The organism is Streptomyces sp. NPDC007991, assembly GCF_042958445.1.
GTDB lineage: Bacteria > Actinomycetota > Actinomycetes > Streptomycetales > Streptomycetaceae > Streptomyces.
The window spans coordinates 353,100-371,056 of sequence record NZ_JBIBJD010000010.1 but is presented as its reverse complement, the minus strand read 5'-3'; the positions used below and the strand labels follow the sequence as shown (position 1 = coordinate 371,056).

Here is a 17,957-nt window from a genome sequence, read left to right as displayed (position 1 = left end):
AGGAACTGGGAGCAGCGCTCGTGCTCCTCCTGCTCGCCGATCGCCTGTGCGGCACGGGCGGGGGCGGGGGGGGGGGGGGGGGGGGGGGGGGGCGGGGGGGGGGGGGGGGGGGGGGGGGGGGGGGGGGGGGGGGGGGGGGGGGGCGGGCCCCCCCCACCCCGGGACGCGACTACTTCGCCTCGGAGTCGCCGTCGGTCTTCTTCGGCTCTTCGTCCGTCTTCGCCTCGCCGGCCGGGGCGTCGTCGGCCGGCTCGTCGGCCGCGTCCTTCTTGCCGAGGTCGACGGCCTTGTCGTCAGCGGTGGCGTCGGCGGCGGGGTCGCCGGTCTCGGTGAGGGAGGAGGCGTCGTCCGGGACGAGGTCGGCGTCGGACTTCAGGTCGTGCTCGATGCCGTGGACGATGCGGTTGTACTCGTCGTCGGTGAGGACGGCACCGATCGAGTTCTTGGCGAAGAGGAGCTCGACGCCCGGACCGGCGTCGACCAGGACGGTGTCCTCGTTCACCTCCTTGACGGTGGCGTACATGCCCCCGATGGTGCGGACGCCGCTGCCGGGCTGCATTTGGTTCCGCATCTCCACGGCCTGCTGCTGCTTCTTCTTGGCCGATCGGGTCATCAGGAACATGGCCCCGATGAGCACGATGAACGGGAGGAGGGTCAGGAGACTCACGGGTCGGTACTTCCTTCACACGACCGCGCTGTGAGCGGCCAGATGGTTGGGGGTGTGTACGCCGCCGACAAAGGCGGCATCGGCGGAGTCTAAGCGAGTCCGCGCGCATGGAACAACGCTCAGCATGGCACCGGGGTTCCTGCTCCGGCCACTGGCCTCGCCGTCCCGGAGCGGTGACGGCGTCGTCACGCCCCGAACAGGTCCTGTTGTCCGTTTCCGGCGGCCTGGGAGCGGGGCGGTGTGAGGCCGAGATGCGCCCATGCGGCGGGGGTGGCGACCCGGCCGCGCGGGGTGCGGGCCAGCAGGCCCTCCCGTACCAGGAAGGGCTCGGCGACCTCCTCCACGGTCTCACGCTCCTCCCCCACCGCGACCGCGAGGGTGGACAGGCCGACGGGGCCGCCGCCGAACAGCTTGAGCAGGGCTTCCAGCACGCCCCGGTCGAGGCGGTCGAGGCCGCGGGCGTCCACCTCGTAGACGGCGAGTGCGGCCGCCGCGATGTCCCTGGTGATCAGGCCGTCGGCCTTGACCTGCGCGTAGTCCCGGACGCGGCGCAGCAGGCGGTTGGCGATGCGGGGCGTGCCGCGGGAGCGGCCGGCGATCTCGGCGGCGCCGTCCGGCTCGATCTCGACTTCGAGGAGGTCCGCGGAGCGGTGGATGACCCGCTCCAGTTCGGCCGGTTCGTAGAACTCCATGTGGGCGGTGAAGCCGAAGCGGTCGCGCAGCGGGGGCGGCAGCAGGCCCGCGCGCGTGGTGGCGCCGACCAGGGTGAAGGGGGGCAGCTCCAGCGGGATGGCGGTGGCGCCCGGGCCCTTGCCGACGATGACGTCGACGCGGAAGTCCTCCATCGCCATGTAGAGCATCTCCTCGGCGGGCCGGGACATGCGGTGGATCTCGTCGAGGAAGAGGACCTCGCCCTCCTGGAGGGAGGAGAGGATCGCGGCGAGGTCTCCGGCGTGCTGGATGGCGGGGCCCGACGTGATGCGGATGGGGGCGCCCATCTCGGCCGCGATGATCATCGACAGGGTGGTCTTGCCGAGGCCGGGGGCGCCGGAGAGCAGCACGTGGTCGGCGGTGGCGCCTCGCGCGCGTGCGGCGCGCAGGACGAGGTCGAGCTGCTCGCGGACCTTCTCCTGACCGATGAACTCGCCCAGGTCCTTGGGGCGCAGGGCGGCCTCGACGGCCTGGTCCTCACGGTCGGCGGACGCACCGACGAGCCGCTCGGCGGCATCGGCGTCGGTCGTGTCGTCCCAGTTCATGGAGTGTGCCTCGGAATCTCGGTGCGGATCATCGGGCGCGGTTGAGGGTCTGCAGGGCCGCCTTCAGCAGCTGTCCCACCTGGGGCGTGCCCTCGGCGGCCTCGGCCTGCGGGGCGACGGCGGTCACGGCCTCGTCGGCCTCCCGGGTCGCGTAGCCGAGGCCGATCAGGGCGGCGTGCAGCTGGTCGCGCCAGCCCGCGCTGACGGCCGTGCCCACGGCGGGGGCGCCGACCGGCTCACCGAGGCGGTCCTTCAGCTCCAACAGCAGCTTCTGGGCGCCCTTCTTGCCGATGCCGGGGACGGCGGTGAGCGCCTTCTCGTCGGCGGTGGCGACGGCCCGGCGCAGGGCGTCCGGGCTGTGCACGGCGAGCATGGCCTGGGCGAGCCGGGGGCCGACGCCGCTGGCCGTCTGGAGCAGCTCGAAGGTCTGCCGCTCGTCGTCCTCCGCGAAGCCGTACAGGGTCAGTGAGTCCTCCCGTACGACCAGGGAGGTGTGCAGCTTGGCGGGCCGGCCCGTGCGCAGCGTGGACAGTGTGTTCGGCGTGCACTGGACGGCCATGCCGACGCCGCCGACCTCGACGACCGCGGCGTCGGGGGCGAGCGCGGCGACGGTGCCGCTCACGAAGGCGATCATGCCGTACGGCCTTTCGATGTGTGCAGGGCGACGGCCTGCTGGAGTCGGTTCTGCGCGGGGGCGCGCCAGATGTGGCAGATGGCGAGGGCGAGGGCGTCGGCCGCGTCGGCGGGTTTGGGAGGTGCGCTGAGGCGGAGCAGGCGGGTCACCATGGCGCCCACCTGGGCCTTGTCGGCCCGGCCGCTGCCGGTGACGGCGGCCTTGACCTCGCTCGGCGTGTGCAGCGCCACGGGGATGCCGCGACGGGAGGCGCACAGCAGGGCGACGGCGCTGGCCTGGGCGGTGCCCATCACCGTACGGACGTTGTGCTGGCTGAAGACGCGCTCGACGGCGACGCATTCCGGCCGGTGCTCGTCCAGCCACTGTTCGATGCCCTGTTCGATGGCGACGAGGCGGTGGCCGAGGTCCGCGTCCGCCGGTGTGCGGACGACGCCGACGCCGATCATGGTGAGCGGCCGTCCGGCGACGCCCTCGACCACGCCGACACCGCACCGGGTCAGGCCCGGGTCCACCCCCAGAACGCGCACGCGCCCTCCCTCTCGATCGCCTGTTCCCGCAGGCTATCGGGTGCCACCGACAACGCGACGGGCCGACGGGGTGTGTCCCGTCGGCCCGTTGGGCTGCGCGGAGCCCGCGGCGGCGTTACGCGCCGACCTTCTCCATGACCTCGTCGCTGACGTCGAAGTTGGCGAAGACGTTCTGCACGTCGTCGCTGTCCTCCAGCGCGTCGATCAGCTTGAAGATCTTCTTGGCGCCCTCCTCGTCCAGCTCGACCTGCATGGTCGGGACGAAGTTGGCGTCGGCGGAGTCGTAGTCGATCCCGGCGTCCTGGAGGGCGGTGCGGACCGCGACCAGGTCGGTGGCCTCGCTGAGGACCTCGAAGCTCTCGCCGAGGTCGTTGACCTCCTCGGCGCCCGCGTCCAGCACGGCGGTCAGCACGTCGTCCTCGGTCAGCTCGCCCTTGGGGACGATGACGACGCCCTTGCGGTTGAACAGGTACGACACCGAGCCCGGGTCGGCCATGGAGCCGCCGTTGCGGGTCATGGCGACACGGACTTCGGAGGCGGCGCGGTTGCGGTTGTCGGTGAGGCACTCGATGAGCACGGCGACACCGTTCGGACCGTAGCCCTCGTACATGATCGTCTCGTAGTCGGCGCCGCCGGCCTCCAGGCCCGCGCCGCGCTTGACCGCGGAGTCGATGTTCTTGTTGGGGACCGACGACTTCTTCGCCTTCTGGATGGCGTCGTAGAGCGTCGGGTTGCCTTCGGGGTCGGCGCCGCCCATCCGGGCCGCCACCTCGATGTTCTTGATCAGCTTCGCGAAGAGCTTGCCGCGCTTGGCATCGATGACGGCCTTCTTGTGCTTCGTCGTGGCCCATTTAGAGTGGCCGGACATCTGCCTGTCTCCTTCGCGTAACCCATCTCAGCAATGAACGCAGGAATCCTACAAGGACTCGGCCGTCCGGTTCGCGCGCACCATGTCGACGAACAGGGCGTGCACGCGGTGGTCTCCGGTCAGTTCCGGGTGGAACGACGTGGCCAGAGCGTTGCCCTGGCGGACGGCGACGATGTGGCCGTCGTGCTCGGCGAGCACCTCGGCCCGGGCGCCGACGGACTCGACCCAGGGGGCGCGGATGAAGACGCCCTCCACCGGCTCGCCCTCGACGCCCTTGACGTCGACGGCCGCCTCGAAGGACTCGTTCTGCCGGCCGAAGGCGTTGCGGCGCACGATCATGTCGATGCCGCCGACGGTCTCCTGGCCCGAGCGCGGGTCGAGGATCTTGTCGGCGAGCATGATCATGCCGGCGCAGGTGCCGTAGACGGGCATGCCGTCCCGCACGCGCGCGCGGAGCGGGTCCATCAGGCCGAACAGCACCGCCAGCTTGGAGATGGTGGTGGACTCGCCGCCGGGGATGACGAGGCCGTCGGCCTCGGCGAGTTCTTCGGGGCGCCGCACCGGCCTGGCCACGGCATCGGCCGCGGCCAGGGCGACGAGGTGCTCCCGTACGTCGCCCTGGAGGGCCAGGACGCCTATGACAGGAGTGCTCATGGGGTTACCAGCCGCGGTTGGCGTAGCGCTCGGTCTCGGGGAGGGTGTCGCAGTTGATGCCGACCATGGCCTCGCCGAGGTTGCGGGACGCGTCCGCGATGATCTTCGGGTCGTCGTAGAAGGTGGTGGCCTTGACGATGGCGGCGGCGCGCTTGGCCGGGTCGCCCGACTTGAAGATGCCGGAGCCCACGAAGACGCCCTCGGCGCCGAGCTGGCGCATCAGGGCCGCGTCGGCCGGGGTGGCGACACCGCCGGCGGAGAACAGCACGACCGGGAGCTTGCCGAGTTCGGCGACCTCGCGCACGAGCTCGTAGGGGGCGCGCAGCTCCTTGGCGGCGGCGTACAGCTCGTTGTTGTCGAAGCCGCGCAGGCGGGCGATCTCGTTCTTGATCTGGCGCAGGTGCCGCACGGCCTCGACGACGTTGCCGGTGCCGGCCTCGCCCTTGGAGCGGATCATCGCGGCCCCCTCGGCGATGCGGCGCAGGGCCTCGCCCAGGTTGGTGGCGCCACAGACGAACGGCGTGGTGAAGGCCCACTTGTCGGAGTGGTTGACCTCGTCGGCCGGGGTGAGGACCTCGGACTCGTCGATGTAGTCGACGCCGAGGGACTGCAGCACCTGGGCCTCGACGAAGTGACCGATGCGGGACTTGGCCATCACCGGGATCGAGACGGCGTCGATGATGCCCTCGATCATGTCCGGGTCGGACATCCGGGCCACGCCGCCGTCCTTGCGGATGTCGGCCGGGACCCGCTCCAGGGCCATGACGGCGACGGCGCCCGCGTCCTCGGCGATCTTCGCCTGCTCCGGCGTGACGACGTCCATGATGACGCCGCCCTTGAGCTGCTCGGCCATACCGCGCTTCACACGGGCGGTGCCGGTCTCGGGGGCCTGGGAGTTGGGGGACGTGGTGGACACGGGTGACCTCGCTACGGAGAGGGGATTCTGCAGCACCGAGGAAACGTGAGGGGACCAGGCCACAGCAAGGGCCAATGGGAACGCTGTGGATCCTTTTCCGGAGACGGCCCGGGGACGGCCGGGGAACGGGGCGTGAACGGGGGCTCAGGCGGCCCGGTCCGCCAGGGCCGCCGGAGGCTCGTCGTCCATTTCGAAGGCCAGGGGGAACGGGGCGTGGCCCGCCAGGCGGAACCAGCGGACCTTGCGGTGCCGGCGCAGGGCACGGGCGGCCCGTACGGCGTCGTTGTGGAAGCGGCGGGCCATCGGGACGCGCCGCACGGCCTGTGCGAGCTCCTCGGCGGCCTCCTCGCCCCCGGGCGCCTCCCGCACCGCCTCCACCTGCTGGACCTCGCCGAACACGGCCCGCAGCGCCTGGCTCAGCTCGCTCTCGGCGACCTCCCGCTGCTCCTCCTGCGCCTGCCGGGCGGCGTGCGCGGCCTCGTAGAGGACGATCGAGGCGGCCGGGTCGAGCACCCCCGAGGTGGCCAGTTCCTGGGCGACGGAGGCGCGGCGCAGCAACTGTGCGTCGAGTGCGGCGCGGGCCGCGTCGATGCGCGCGTGCAGCCGGTCGAGCCGCCCGGCCGTCCAGCTCAGGTACAGGCCGATCACCACGAGGGCGACGAGGATCCAGATGAGGGTTGCGGTCACGGCCCAGAGGCTACCGGTGCCTGCTCAGGCGGCCGGGTGCCCGGTCAGTCCCGGGCCAGGCCGAGCCGACCCCACAGGCCGCTCGTCCGCTCGTCCTCGGCCACCGCCGCCGCGCCCGCCGTCACCGTCTCGTAGACGGACAGGATGTCCGCGCCGACGGTGGCCCAGTCGAAGCGGCGCACATGGGCGCTGCCCCGCTCGCGCAGTTCCGCGCGGCGGGCCGGGTCGCCCAGCAGGCGTACGGCCGCGTCGGCCAGGGCGTCGGCGTCCTCGTTGGGGAACAGCTCCCCGGCCTCGCCCCGGTCCAGGACCTGGGCGAAGGCGTCCAGGTCGGAGGCGAGGACGGGGGCTCCGGCGGACATGGCCTCGACCAGGATGATCCCGAAGCTCTCGCCGCCGGTGTTGGGGGCGACGTACAGGTCGACGCTGCGCAGGAAGCGGGCCTTGTCCTCGTCGCTGACCATGCCGAGGAACTCGACGCGGGAGCGCAGCTCGGCCGGCAGTGACTCCACCGCCTCCTCCTCGTCACCGCGCCCGGCGACCAGCAGCCGGGTCCGCGGGCGGGCGGCGAGGATCTTCGGCAAGGCCTTCATCAGCACCGGCAGGCCCTTGCGGGGCTCGTCGATGCGCCCTATGAAGCCGATCGTGTCGCCCTGCCACTCGGCCTTGGGATGGGCCTTGGCGAAGAAGTCGACGTCGACGCCGTTCGGGATCACCACCGCGTCCCCGCCGAGGTGCTCCACCAGCGTGCGGCGGGCGTACTCGCTCACCGCGATCCGCGCGCTGATCTTCTCCAGGGCGGCCTGGAGGATGGAGTACGCGGCGATCATGGCCCGGGAGCGCGGGTTGGAGGTGTGGAACGTGGCGACGATCGGTCCGCGGGCGGCCCAGCAGGTCAGCAGGCCCAGCGACGGCGAGGTCGGTTCGTGGATGTGGATGACGTCGAACGCGCCCTCGTGCAGCCAGCGGCGCACCCGGGCGGCGCTCAGGAAGCCGAAGTTCAGCCGGGCCACCGAGCCGTTGTACGGCACCGGCACCGCGCGGCCGGCCGAGACGACGTACGGCGGCAGGGGGGTGTCGTCGTCGGCCGGGGCGAGGACGGACACCTCGTGGCCCAGCCGGATGAAGTACTCGGCCAGGTCCCGGATGTGGAACTGGACGCCGCCCGGTACGTCCCAGGAGTACGGGCAGACGATGCCGATCCTCACTGTGGTCCCTTCGCAGGGTCGAGGTCCGCGAGCCACAGGCGCTGCAGCATGTGCCAGTCCTCCGGGTGGTCGGCGATTCCCGCGGCGAAGGCGTCGGCCAGCGCTTGGGTCATGACGGACGTCTTCTCGGCGCGCGTGCCCGACTCGGGCACCTCGACGGGCGGGTGGACCCGGCCGCGCATCACGGGCGAGTCGTCGTACCAGAGGGTGACGGGGAGCAGTTGGGCGCCCGTCTGCTGGGCGAGCAGGGCCGGTCCGGCCGGCATCCTCGCCGTGTCGCCGAAGAAGCCGACCTCGACGCCTGAGGCGGACAGGTCGCGGTCGGCGACCAGGCAGACCAGGCCGCCGTCGCGCAGCCGCCGGGCCAGGGTGCCGAAGGCCGTGCCGCCGCTGTGCGGCAGCACCTCCATGCCGAGCCCCTCGCGGTAGGCGACGAACCGGTCGTAGAGCGTCTCCGGCTTCAGGCGCTCGGCGACCGTCGTGAACGGGATGCCCAGGGTCGTGGTGACCCAGGCGCCCGCGAGGTCCCAGTTGGCCAGGTGGGGCAGGGCGAGCACGACGCCCTTGCCGGCGGCCAGGCCCTCGGTCAGGTGGTGCAGGTCCTTGGGGTCGAAGCCGTTCTTGATCCGCTTTGCGCTCCAGGCGGGGAGGCGGAAGGACTCCATCCAGTAGCGCAGGTAGGACCGCATGCCCGCGCGTGAGAGTTCGGCGAGGCGCTCGGGGCCCGCGCCGGGCACCACGCGCGCGTAGTTGCTCTCCAGCCGCTGTACGCCCTTGCCTCGCTGCTTCCAGGCGAGGTCGGCGATGGTGTTCCCGAGCCGTACGGCGACCGGCTCGGGGAGCTTCTTGACGGTGCTCCAGCCCAGTCCGTACAGCGCGTCCGTCAGCCGGTCCTGTGCGCTCACGTGGCCGCCTCGCTCCCGTGGGAGGCGTTGTGCTGCTTGCCCTCATTGTCCTGCGGGGCGTCGTCCTGCGCGGCGGCCGCGGCCTCGGCCTCCGCGGACTCGCGGCGGACCGTGACGACCCGCTGGATCAGCGTGACGAGACTGCCCACGGCGACGATCCACAGGGCGACAGGCAGCAGGTACTGGATGCCGGGCACGCCGAACTTGTGCAGACCCGCCAGCCCGGCCGCGACCAGGGAGATCACCAGTCGCTCGGCCCGCTCGACCAGCCCGTTGACGGCGACCGGCAGGCCGATCGACTCGCCGCGGGCCTTGGTGTACGACACCACCTGGCCGCTGGCCAGGCAGAAGATCGAGACGGCGCACAGGACGAGGTCGTCGCCCCCGCCCGCGTACCAGAGGATGAAGCCGCCGAAGATCGCGCCGTCGGCGACCCGGTCGAGCGTGGAGTCCAGGAAGGCGCCCCAGCGGCTGGAGCGACCGAGCTGGCGGGCCATGTTGCCGTCGACCAGGTCGGAGAAGACGAACAGCGTGATCACGACCGTGCCCCAGAAGAACTCGCCCATGGGGTAGAAGACCAGCGCGCCCGCGACCACACCGGCGGTGCCGAGGAGGGTGACGGTGTCGGGGCTGACGCCCCGCCGGATCAGAAACGCGGCGAACGGTGTGAGAACACGCGTGAAGAATGCACGCGCGTACTTGTTCAGCATGGCCTTCCCGAGGGTCGGTGTCGCCGTCTGGCCCCTGCTGGCCACCGGCTGGCCCATCGTAGCCACGCGCGCGTGCGGGCGACGGGCGGGACCCGAGGCCCGTGTCACGGCGCACCGGTGCGCGGGGCGGGTCGCGATCACGTCCTTCGTATGGACGCACCGTGACGGGAGTGGGAAGGTCGAATAACCGCGGGCGTCGCCGGAGCCGCACCGCACGCGGATCCCGCGTGTCCGCGCCCACAGTGACCTCACCGTGCACGGGAGGCAGGATCATGGGCGACAAGGCACAGACACACCCTGGGGCCGCCGGCAGGGCACAGGCGGCCGACCACCCCCAGTCCGTACGGAATGTGGTGCTGGTCGGCCACTCCGGATCGGGCAAGACCACGTTGGTGGAGGCCCTCGCGCTCACGGCGGGGGCAGTGAACCGGGCGGGCCGTGTGGAGGACGGCGGCACCGTCTCCGACTACGACGAGATCGAGCACCGGCAGCAGCGCTCGGTGCAGCTCTCCCTGGTGCCCGTCGAGTGGGACGGCATCAAGGTCAATCTCCTCGACACCCCCGGATACGCCGACTTCGTCGGTGAGCTCAGGGCCGGTCTGCGAGCGGCGGACGCGGCCCTCTTCGTCGTCTCGGCCTCGGACGGCGTGGACGGCTCGACCCGCATGGTCTGGGAGGAGTGCGCGGCCGTGGGCATGCCCCGGGCCATCGTCGTCACCCACCTGGAGGCGGCGCGCGCCGACTTCGAGGAGATGACCCGGATCTGCGCGGAGGCCTTCGGCGCGGACGACCCCGACGCGGTCCTGCCGCTCTACCTGCCGCTGCACGGGCCGCAGGCGCCGGACGGGCACGCTCCCGTGACCGGCCTGATCGGGCTGTTGTCGCAGAAGCTGTTCGACTACTCGACCGGCGAGCGCAAGGAGTCCGAGCCGGGCGAGGACCAGCTGCCGCTGATCGAGGAGGCCCGCAACCGGCTGATCGAGGGGATCATCTCGGAGAGCGAGGACGAGACCCTGATGGACCGCTACCTCGGCGGGGAACCGGTCGAGGTCAAGACCCTGATCGAGGACCTGGAGCGGGCCGTCGCACGCGGCGTGTTCTTCCCCGTCCTGGCCGCCGCCCCCGCGGCCGAGGGCTCCCGGCAGGGGCTCGGCACGGTGGAGCTGCTGGAGCTGATCACCCGGGGCTTCCCCACGCCGCTGGAGCACGAGACGCTGCGGGTGACGACGGTCGACGGCAAGCCGCGCGAGCTCAAGCCGTGCGACCCGGACGCGCCGCTGGTCGCGGAGGTCGTGAAGACCTCCTCGGACCCGTACGTCGGCCGGCTGTCGCTGATCCGCGTCTTCTCCGGCACCCTGCGCGCCGACCAGACGGTCCACGTCTCCGGGCACGGTCTGGCCGACCGGGGGCACGAGGACCACGACGTCGACGAGCGGATCGGCGCCCTGTCCACACCGTTCGGCAAACAGCAGCGCCCGGTCTCGCACGTGATCGCCGGTGACCTGGCGTGCGTGGCCAAGCTCAGCCGGGCCGAGACCGGGGACACCCTGTCCGCCAAGGACGACCCGCTGCTCATGGAGCCGTGGCAGATGCCCGATCCGCTGCTGCCGCTGGCCATCCAGGCGCACAGCAAACCGGACGAGGACAAGCTCTCGCAGGGTCTGGCCCGGCTGGTGGCCGAGGACCCGACGATGCGGCTCGAACAGAACCAGGACACCCACCAGGTGGTCCTGTGGTGCCTGGGCGAGGCGCACGCGGACGTCGCCCTGGAGCGGCTGCGCAGCCGCTACGGCGTCCAGGTCGACGTCGTACCGCACAAGGTGTCCCTGCGCGAGACGTTCGCGGCCAAGGCGGCCGGGCGCGGCCGGCACGTCAAACAGTCCGGCGGGCACGGGCAGTTCGGGATCTGCGAGATCGAGGTGGAGCCGCTGCCGGGCGGCTCCGGCATCGAGTTCGTGGACAAGGTCGTCGGCGGCGCGGTGCCCCGGCAGTTCATCCCTTCGGTGGAGAAGGGCGTACGCGCCCAGGCCGCCAAGGGAGTCGCCGCCGGGTATCCGCTCATCGACGTGCGCGTGACCCTCCTGGACGGCAAGGCGCACTCGGTGGACTCCTCCGACGCCGCGTTCCAGACGGCCGGGGCGCTCGCGCTGCGGGAGGCCGCGACCGACGCGAGGATCCATCTGCTGGAGCCGGTGGCCGAGGTGTCGGTGCTGCTCGGCGACGACTTCGTGGGCGCCGTGATGAGCGACCTGTCGGGGCGGCGCGGCCGGGTGCTCGGCACCGAGCAGACACCCGGCGGGCGCACCCTGATCCGGGCCGAGGTACCCGAGATCGAGATCGGCCGGTACGCGATCGACCTGCGGTCGATGACGCACGGCACGGCCCGCTTCAGCCGCCGGTACGCCCGGCACGAGCCGATGCCGCAGCAGGTAGCTGACCGGATCCGTGAAGAGGAGCGCAAAGCCTCCTAGTTGGGGCCTGAGAGGGCCAAGTGGCCCTGGTGGGGCTCCTTCCGCACAGGCGGGCGGTTTCCAGGACCGCCCGCCGACGGATGTCGGTGTCTGCGGATACGCTGATGACCTGATCAACAGGTGTGCGGAGCGCGGAACTCGGGAAGGCCGCTTCATGCGGAAGCGGCAGCGATGGGGGCGGCAGTGACGGACGGATTCGACTTCAGCCCAGGGGCCCAGGTGCCTCTGGCGGGTGCGAGCGGCCAGACCGCGGCGACCTACGCGCTGGCCGCCGCGGCGTACCGGGACGACGAGGTCACCACGATCCTCAAGGCCGACAACGAGTGGCACCAGTCGAAGGTGACCCCTCCGCGCTCCTGGGCGAAGATCTTCCGCCCCAACTTCGGCGAGGCCTTCTCCCGCGCCGTCATCGACCGCATGCTGGGCGCCGGGCGCAAGCCGGTCATCCAGTCCTTCGGGATCGAGCCCCAGGTCGTCGTGGAGCACTGCCTGGCGGCCCACCGCATCCGCCGCGACCGCGACAACTGGCTGTCGGCGATCACGGTGATCTGCGGGGTGCTCTTCCTGCCGGGCTTCCTCGTGTGGCTGCTGGTGTTCACGCTGCGCACCACCATGGCCAAGCGCGAGGACAAGCGGGCCGGCGCCCTCGCCACCACCCTGCTGGTCGCCGTGGCCGCGCTCGCCGCGCTGTTCCTGATCCGCATGCCGTTCGAGGGATTCTGGGCCCTGTACGGGCGCGCGGCGGTCGTCATGCCGGTCGTCGGCTGGTTCTGGGCCAAGCAGATCTGCGAGCGGACGGCCCGGGACCTCAGGGAGCGCTGGTCGAGCCTGCTGTCGGGCGGCGGTGTGGGCGCCAAGATCCCCGAGGCGGTGCCGGGCAACCCCGGCGACGCGGCCGAGCAGGTCCGCAAGGAGCTGGCGCGCCTGGGCGCCGAGCAGCGGTCCAACTCGGTGTTCTACGCCGGCCCCAAGGGCATACTCGGCATGGGCACGCGGTGGGGCAGCTGGCAGCTGGCCGAGGAGCTGGTGTCCGCCGAGCCGGGCAAGGACTTCCACCCCTTCCGCAGTTGGGACGTCATCGTGGCGATCCAGGGCGGCCTGGGCATGCTGGAGCGCACGTCCATCAACACCGGTGGCTTCACCAAGCCGTCCATCACGCACTGGATCGTGACACCGATCGGCGAGAAGGCGACGGAGGTGTCCCGGCCGAGCGGCGCGGACGTCGACGCGTACACGGTGCGGACGCACGCCATACAGGACATCTGCAACAAGCAGCAGTTCGGCAGCGGCGACCGGCACTATCTCGGCGTCCAGTGGACCCTGTGGGACGGCCACCTGGTCATCACGATGCTGATCACGGTGACGGTGCTGCACGAAACGCTGCGCATCGAGGTCACCGGGCACGCGCTGGGGCCGGTCAATTCCCTGTTCAACGAGAAGCCCGCGGCCAAGGAGAAAACGGTGCAGAAGGCTCTCCGGTTCTGGGAGACCCGCACCGTGAAGATGCCGCTGATCGACGCCGACGAGGTGGTGCGGCTGGCCGCGCGTGCCCCGCTGACCTGGTACCCGCCGCTGCTGAACTGGCTGGGCGGGAGCCTGACGCTGCCCGAGCCGTTCGGTCTGCGGCACGCGTGGGCGGATCAGCCGTGGCGGCACCGGTTCATGGCGGACGATGCGCTGCGGGCCGCGACGCCGGTGCTGCGGGTGGTGCATGCGGCGGCGCTGAAGGTGCTGCGGGAGAACGGGGTGGACGTGGAGAAGTTCGGTTCCAGGTCTGCGGCGCTCAGCGGGGCGGTGCAGGAGGCTTCGCCGAAGAAGGCGGATGTGTACGACGCCTAGTCGCTAAACCGTAGGCCAGGCCTCCGCCAGCATCTTCCGTGTGTCCGCCAGCAGTTGCGGCAGTACCCGCGTATGTCCCACCACCGGCATGAAGTTCGTGTCGCCGCCCCACCGCGGCACGATGTGCTGGTGCAGGTGCGCCGCGATGCCCGCGCCGGCGACCGAGCCCTGGTTCATGCCGATGTTGAAGCCGTGGGCGCCCGACGCCGTGCGCAGGGCCGTCATCGCCTGCTTGGTGAGTTCGCCGAGCTCGGCCGTCTCCCCCGCCGTGAGGTCGGTGTAGTCGGCGACGTGCCGGTAGGGCACGGTCATCAGGTGCCCGCCGTTGTACGGGTACAGGTTGAGCACCGCGTAGACCTGCTCGCCGCGCCTGACGACCAGCCCGTCCTCGTCGGACTTGGCCGGGATGGAGCAGAAGGGGCAGCCGTCGCCGGCGCCCGGGCCGGTCGGCTTGTTCTCACCCTGGATGTAGGCCATCCGGTGGGGCGTCCACAGACGCTGGAACGCGTCCTGCGTCCCCACTCCCTGCTGCTGCTCCGGCTCACTCGTCATGCAGTGCAGCATATGGCGTCGACCTGGGGGTACGGCAAAGGCCCCCGGGATCTCCCGGGGGCCCGTACGCGGTTCGCAAGCGGTCTGGTCGCGCCGTGCCGTCAGACCTGGGCGCGCTCCTCGACGACTTTGAGGATCTTCGCGATGGCCTCGTCGAACGGGATGCCGTTCTCCTGGGAGCCGTCGCGGTAGCGGAAGGACACGGACCCGTGGGACATGTCCTCGTCGCCCGCGATGACCATGAACGGCACCTTCTGCTTCTGGGCGTTGCGGATCTTCTTCTGCATCCGGTCGGACGAGGAGTCCACCTCGACGCGCAGACCCTTCGTCCGGGCCGCCGCCGCGAACTTCTCCAGGTACTCGACGTGCGCGTCGCCGATCGGGATGCCGACCGCCTGGACCGGGGCCAGCCACGCCGGGAAGGCGCCCGCGTAGTGCTCCAGGAGCACCGCGAAGAAGCGCTCGATCGAGCCGAACAGGGCGCGGTGGATCATGACCGGGCGGGTCTTGGAACCGTCCGCGGCCGTGTACTCCAGGTCGAAGCGCTCCGGCAGGTTGAAGTCGAGCTGGATGGTCGACATCTGCCAGGTGCGGCCGATGGCGTCCTTGGTCTGGACGGAGATCTTCGGGCCGTAGAAGGCGGCACCGCCCGGGTCCGGGACCAGCGGCAGGCCCTGCTTCTCGGCGACCTGGCGGAGGGTTTCGGTCGCCTCCTCCCAGGCCTCGTCCGAGCCGACGAACTTCTCCGGGTCCTTGGTGGACAGCTCCAGGTAGAAGTCGGTGAGGCCGTAGTCGCGCAGCAGGTTCAGGACGAAGGTGAGCGTCTTGTCGAGCTCCTCCGACATCTGCTCGCGCGTGCAGTAGATGTGCGCGTCGTCCTGGGTGAAGCCACGGGCCCGGGTCAGGCCGTGCACGACGCCCGACTTCTCGTACCGGTACACCGTCCCGAACTCGAACAGGCGCAGCGGCAGCTCACGGTAGGAGCGCCCGCGCGCGTCGAAGATCAGGTTGTGCATCGGGCAGTTCATGGGCTTGAGGTAGTAGTCCACGCCCTCGTCGAGCTGCATGGGCGGGTACATACCGTCGGCGTACCAGTCCAGGTGGCCCGAGGTCTCGAAGAGCTTCCCCTTCGTCGCGTGCGGGGTGTAGACGAACTCGTAGCCCTCCTCCTCGTGGCGGCGGCGCGAGTAGTCCTCCATGACCCGGCGGATGATGCCGCCCCGGGGGTGGAAGACGGCGAGGCCGGAGCCGATCTGCTCCGGGATGGAGAACAGGTCGAGCTCGCTGCCGAGCTTGCGGTGGTCGCGCTTCTCGGCCTCGGCGAGGAACTCCAGGTGCGCCTTCAGCTCGTCCTTGGTCGGCCAGGCGGTGCCGTAGATGCGCTGCAGCATGGGGTTCTTCTCGCTGCCGCGCCAGTAGGCGGCCGCGTTGCGCATCAGCTTGAACGCCGGGATCGCGCGCGTCGACGGCAGGTGGGGACCGCGGCAGAGGTCCTTCCAGCACAGCTCGCCGGTCTTGGCGTCCAGGTTGTCGTAGATCGTCAGCTCACCGGCGCCGACCTCGACGTCCGCGCCGTCGTCGGAGGAGGCGGAGCCCTTGAGGCCGATCAGCTCCAGCTTGTAGGGCTCACCGGCCAGCTCCTCGCGGGCGGCCTCGTCGGTGACCACGCGGCGGGCGAACTTCTGCCCCCGCTTCTGGATCTCCTGCATCTTCTTCTCGATGGCCTTGAGATCCTCGGGCGTGAACGGCTTCTCGACGTCGAAGTCGTAGTAGAAGCCGTCCTTGACGGGCGGGCCGATGCCGAGCTTGGCCTCGGGGAAGAGCTCCTGCACGGCCTGCGCCATGACGTGCGCGGTGGAGTGGCGCAGGATGTTCAGGCCGTCCTCGGAGGAGATCTCGACGCCCTCGACCTCGTCGCCCTCGGTCAGGGCGTACGACAGGTCCTTGAGCTCGCCGCCCACGCGCGCGGCGATGACCGAGCGCTCGCCGGCGAAGAGCTCGGCGGCCGTAGTGCCCGTCGTCACCACGCGTTCTTCCCGCTCGGAATCGCGCTGGATGATCACACGGACGTCTGACACCGGTCTCTCCTGACTGAAGGTGGGGTCGCGGCGCCATACCGGAGCGCGCGCACGAGTATGGATCGTACCGACCCCGGACCGTCCACCGCGAAATCAGTCCCCGCAGTCCCCTCCGCAGGCCTCCTCGAAGAAGGCCGCCATCCCCGCGTTCTCCTGCAGCGCCTTCATGAGGCGGTCCCGCTCGGCGTCGTCGACCTGCACCGGTACGACGCCGTGGGCGCCGGTCAGGCGACGGAAGCCGCCCCGGCTCTCCAGCCGCCCCTGGACCCGCACCGGCAGCCCGACCAGGTGGGCGTGCCCGGCGATCCGGTATCCCTCCTCGTCGAGGGTGATCCGAACGTTCGGTACGTCGGCGCCGGCCAGCACGCGCAGCCGTACGGTGCCCTCGCCGCGCGGCCCCGACCTGCGCATCCGTGTCACCGCTCCGGTGATCCGCACCGGTACGGCGGGTTCCTCGCGCAGGTAGCGGGCGCCCGCCTCGCGCAGCACGGGCAGGTCGCCGGGTGAGAACTCGACGGGCTCGGCCGAGGGCGCGCAGCCCTCGGGCACACCGGCGGCCGGGGCCCACTCGACGGCGATCCGGGCGCCCTCCGTGCCCCGGACGAGAGCGACCAGGGCCTCGGTGAGCTCGTGGCTCACCCCCGCCTCGACCGCGGCGTCGAAGGCGTCCATGCCGCCGGTGGCGCGCTGGTAGTCGATGGCCTCACGGGCGGCGTACAGGGCCTGGTGGAGGCGGACGGCGAGGGGGCGGCCGTCTGCGACGGGCACGAAGGCGGTGAGCCGGCCGGCCGTGGCGGAGCCGACGAGGACGTGGTCCAGCAGGGCGGCGGCGGAGCGGCGGTGCCGGGCGCCGTGGTAGCCGGCCCGGGCGCGGGTGGCGAGCGCCGCCGCGAGCAGCATCCGGCGGGCGGCGGTGCGCAGCCGGTCCTCGGCGGTCCAGGGCGCGGCGCCGGCGGGCCCGGCGGGGACGTCCTGCCACCAGCGGATCTCGTCGCTGGGGACGGCGAGGGAGAGCAGAACCTCGCGGGCGGAGGGCGAGGCGCTGCGGGACAAGGCGAGCAGGGCCTCGCCGAGCAGGTCGTCGCTGTCGGGGAAGGCGCGGCTCTCGGGCACGAGGAGGCTGGTGCCGGTGCCGCCGGGGCCGGGCGGGGTCCAGCGGCCGTAGCGTCCCGGGGCGCCGCCGCGCCGTCGCCAGCCGTGCCGGCGGAGCAGGGCGCCGAGCACGGCCGGGTCGATGTCCGCGGGCTGGGGCGGGGCGCCGCTGAAGGCGGTGTCGACGGGGTGGGGCCGCACGGGCCTCCATGGCTCCTCGGTCGGGCGGTGCGTCACGGTGTCCCTCCCGTCCCGACCCGCGTCATGATCTCGCACAGCGCCCGGTCGTCGAAGATGCGTGAAGTCGGTATCCGCACGGTGGTGCGGCGGCGGCCGGTGATCGGCTGGCCGGCGAGGTTGGTCCAGTAGCAGCAGTGCCTGAGGTCGAGCCGGTCGTGGCCGGCGCGCAGCCAGTCGTCCTGGGAGCGCGGCACCAGCATCACCACGAGGATCTTGTGCACCGACACGGGGGTGCGGGCGAGCTTCGCCAGGTGGTCGTTGTCGAGCGTGAAGGCGAAGGTGCGGCCCGGCGGGTCGGGCGGCACCTGGTACGTGGCCTTGAGCTGCACCTTGATGGTCACCTCGTCGTCGACGGTGTGCCCGGGGGCGCTGTGGCTGACGTGCCAGTCGATGCCGTTGTCGGGAAAAGGCTGGGAGAGCGAGCAGCCGGCGGCCGCCGCTACGGCGTGCAGATAGCCGACCTGCAGCGTCTCCATGCAGGCGGTGGTGGCGAGAGTGCCGCGAGAGGGAGCCGTGCGCTCGGGCAGCAGCCCGCCCCGTTCGGGCTGCGCTATGGCCATGGCCAACAGCCTTCCGGAACAGTTGAGTCCCCGTGCGGGCCGTTGAACTGACAGGACCCGTACTCCTGTTGTCTCCGTCCGGCGTACGGCGCA

At 71.6% G+C, this 17,957-nt stretch carries 17 protein-coding genes; 2 read left to right on the top strand and 15 right to left on the bottom strand.

Annotated elements, in window-relative coordinates; genetic code table 11:
• Positions 1–169: 169 nt before the first annotated feature.
• The 11 genes from yajC to pgsA form a co-directional block, all read right to left on the bottom strand.
• Positions 170–667 carry a preprotein translocase subunit YajC gene (gene yajC, locus ACFZDA_RS29245; protein ID WP_391087207.1) on the bottom strand — a complete coding sequence of 166 codons (498 nt, stop codon included), beginning with the start codon at positions 665–667 and terminating at the stop codon, positions 170–172.
• A gap of 185 nt (positions 668–852) precedes the next feature.
• A complete protein-coding gene (gene ruvB / locus ACFZDA_RS29240; RefSeq protein WP_391087204.1) occupies positions 853–1,923 on the bottom strand; it encodes a Holliday junction branch migration DNA helicase RuvB in 1,071 nt (356 codons plus the stop codon).
• Positions 1,924–1,951: 28 nt separating this feature from the next.
• Positions 1,952–2,557, bottom strand: a complete 606-nt coding sequence (gene ruvA, locus ACFZDA_RS29235) for a Holliday junction branch migration protein RuvA (protein ID WP_391087201.1) — start codon at positions 2,555–2,557, stop codon at positions 1,952–1,954.
• Positions 2,554–3,084, bottom strand: a complete 531-nt coding sequence (gene ruvC, locus ACFZDA_RS29230; protein WP_391087198.1) for a crossover junction endodeoxyribonuclease RuvC — start codon at positions 3,082–3,084, stop codon at positions 2,554–2,556. Before ruvC ends, ruvA begins: the two co-directional genes overlap by 4 nt.
• A gap of 115 nt (positions 3,085–3,199) precedes the next feature.
• Positions 3,200–3,952: a YebC/PmpR family DNA-binding transcriptional regulator gene (locus ACFZDA_RS29225; RefSeq protein ID WP_030243687.1), complete on the bottom strand. Its 753-nt coding sequence runs from the start codon at positions 3,950–3,952 to the stop codon at positions 3,200–3,202.
• 48 nt (positions 3,953–4,000) lie between these two features.
• Complete coding sequence (gene pdxT / locus ACFZDA_RS29220) at positions 4,001–4,606, bottom strand: pyridoxal 5'-phosphate synthase glutaminase subunit PdxT (RefSeq protein WP_391087195.1); 606 nt, start codon at positions 4,604–4,606, stop codon at positions 4,001–4,003.
• Between the two features lie 4 nt (positions 4,607–4,610).
• Positions 4,611–5,522, bottom strand: coding sequence for a pyridoxal 5'-phosphate synthase lyase subunit PdxS (pdxS, locus tag ACFZDA_RS29215; protein WP_086561762.1), 912 nt, complete (start codon positions 5,520–5,522; stop codon positions 4,611–4,613).
• Between the two features lie 144 nt (positions 5,523–5,666).
• Positions 5,667–6,209 (bottom strand): hypothetical protein, encoded by a 543-nt coding sequence (locus tag ACFZDA_RS29210; RefSeq protein ID WP_391087191.1) that lies wholly within the window; start codon positions 6,207–6,209, stop codon positions 5,667–5,669.
• A 44-nt stretch (positions 6,210–6,253) separates the two neighbouring features.
• Positions 6,254–7,417, bottom strand: a complete 1,164-nt coding sequence (locus tag ACFZDA_RS29205) for a glycosyltransferase (protein ID WP_391087188.1) — start codon at positions 7,415–7,417, stop codon at positions 6,254–6,256.
• Positions 7,414–8,322, bottom strand: coding sequence for a phosphatidylinositol mannoside acyltransferase (locus ACFZDA_RS29200; RefSeq protein ID WP_391087186.1), 909 nt, complete (start codon positions 8,320–8,322; stop codon positions 7,414–7,416). Before ACFZDA_RS29200 ends, ACFZDA_RS29205 begins: the two co-directional genes overlap by 4 nt.
• Positions 8,319–9,089, bottom strand: a complete 771-nt coding sequence (gene pgsA, locus ACFZDA_RS29195; protein WP_391087262.1) for a phosphatidylinositol phosphate synthase — start codon at positions 9,087–9,089, stop codon at positions 8,319–8,321. Before pgsA ends, ACFZDA_RS29200 begins: the two co-directional genes overlap by 4 nt.
• Before the next feature lie 215 nt (positions 9,090–9,304).
• Here pgsA and ACFZDA_RS29190 point away from each other — a divergent pair, with 215 nt between their 5' ends.
• A complete protein-coding gene (locus ACFZDA_RS29190) occupies positions 9,305–11,503 on the top strand; it encodes an elongation factor G-like protein EF-G2 (protein ID WP_391087183.1) in 2,199 nt (732 codons plus the stop codon).
• A gap of 171 nt (positions 11,504–11,674) precedes the next feature.
• Positions 11,675–13,342, top strand: coding sequence for a hypothetical protein (locus ACFZDA_RS29185; RefSeq protein WP_391087180.1), 1,668 nt, complete (start codon positions 11,675–11,677; stop codon positions 13,340–13,342).
• A gap of 3 nt (positions 13,343–13,345) precedes the next feature.
• Here the strand turns inward: ACFZDA_RS29185 and ACFZDA_RS29180 are convergent, their stop codons facing one another.
• The 4 genes from ACFZDA_RS29180 to ACFZDA_RS29165 form a co-directional block, all read right to left on the bottom strand.
• Positions 13,346–13,906, bottom strand: a complete 561-nt coding sequence (locus ACFZDA_RS29180) for an HIT domain-containing protein (protein ID WP_391087178.1) — start codon at positions 13,904–13,906, stop codon at positions 13,346–13,348.
• An 89-nt stretch (positions 13,907–13,995) separates the two neighbouring features.
• A complete protein-coding gene (gene thrS, locus ACFZDA_RS29175; RefSeq protein WP_391087175.1) occupies positions 13,996–15,972 on the bottom strand; it encodes a threonine--tRNA ligase in 1,977 nt (658 codons plus the stop codon).
• A gap of 93 nt (positions 15,973–16,065) precedes the next feature.
• Positions 16,066–17,301: a hypothetical protein gene (locus ACFZDA_RS29170; RefSeq protein ID WP_391087172.1), complete on the bottom strand. Its 1,236-nt coding sequence runs from the start codon at positions 17,299–17,301 to the stop codon at positions 16,066–16,068.
• The gene (locus ACFZDA_RS29165; RefSeq protein ID WP_391087169.1) at positions 17,298–17,864 is read right to left on the bottom strand and encodes a DUF4365 domain-containing protein; all 567 of its coding nucleotides are present in this window, start codon (positions 17,862–17,864) and stop codon (positions 17,298–17,300) included. The genes ACFZDA_RS29170 and ACFZDA_RS29165 overlap by 4 nt, the downstream gene beginning before the upstream one ends.
• Between the last annotated feature and the right edge of the window lie 93 nt (positions 17,865–17,957).

Coding starts and splice junctions, on each gene's coding strand:
- ruvB (WP_391087204.1), bottom strand. CDS start 1,923: ATGAACTGGGACGACACGACCGACGCCGATGCCGCCGAGCGGCTCGTC.
- ruvA (WP_391087201.1), bottom strand. CDS start 2,557: ATGATCGCCTTCGTGAGCGGCACCGTCGCCGCGCTCGCCCCCGACGCC.
- ACFZDA_RS29225 (WP_030243687.1), bottom strand. CDS start 3,952: ATGTCCGGCCACTCTAAATGGGCCACGACGAAGCACAAGAAGGCCGTC.
- pdxT (WP_391087195.1), bottom strand. CDS start 4,606: ATGAGCACTCCTGTCATAGGCGTCCTGGCCCTCCAGGGCGACGTACGG.
- pgsA (WP_391087262.1), bottom strand. CDS start 9,089: ATGGGCCAGCCGGTGGCCAGCAGGGGCCAGACGGCGACACCGACCCTC.
- ACFZDA_RS29190 (WP_391087183.1), top strand. CDS start 9,305: ATGGGCGACAAGGCACAGACACACCCTGGGGCCGCCGGCAGGGCACAG.
- ACFZDA_RS29185 (WP_391087180.1), top strand. CDS start 11,675: ATGGGGGCGGCAGTGACGGACGGATTCGACTTCAGCCCAGGGGCCCAG.
- ACFZDA_RS29180 (WP_391087178.1), bottom strand. CDS start 13,906: ATGCTGCACTGCATGACGAGTGAGCCGGAGCAGCAGCAGGGAGTGGGG.
- ACFZDA_RS29165 (WP_391087169.1), bottom strand. CDS start 17,864: ATGGCCATAGCGCAGCCCGAACGGGGCGGGCTGCTGCCCGAGCGCACG.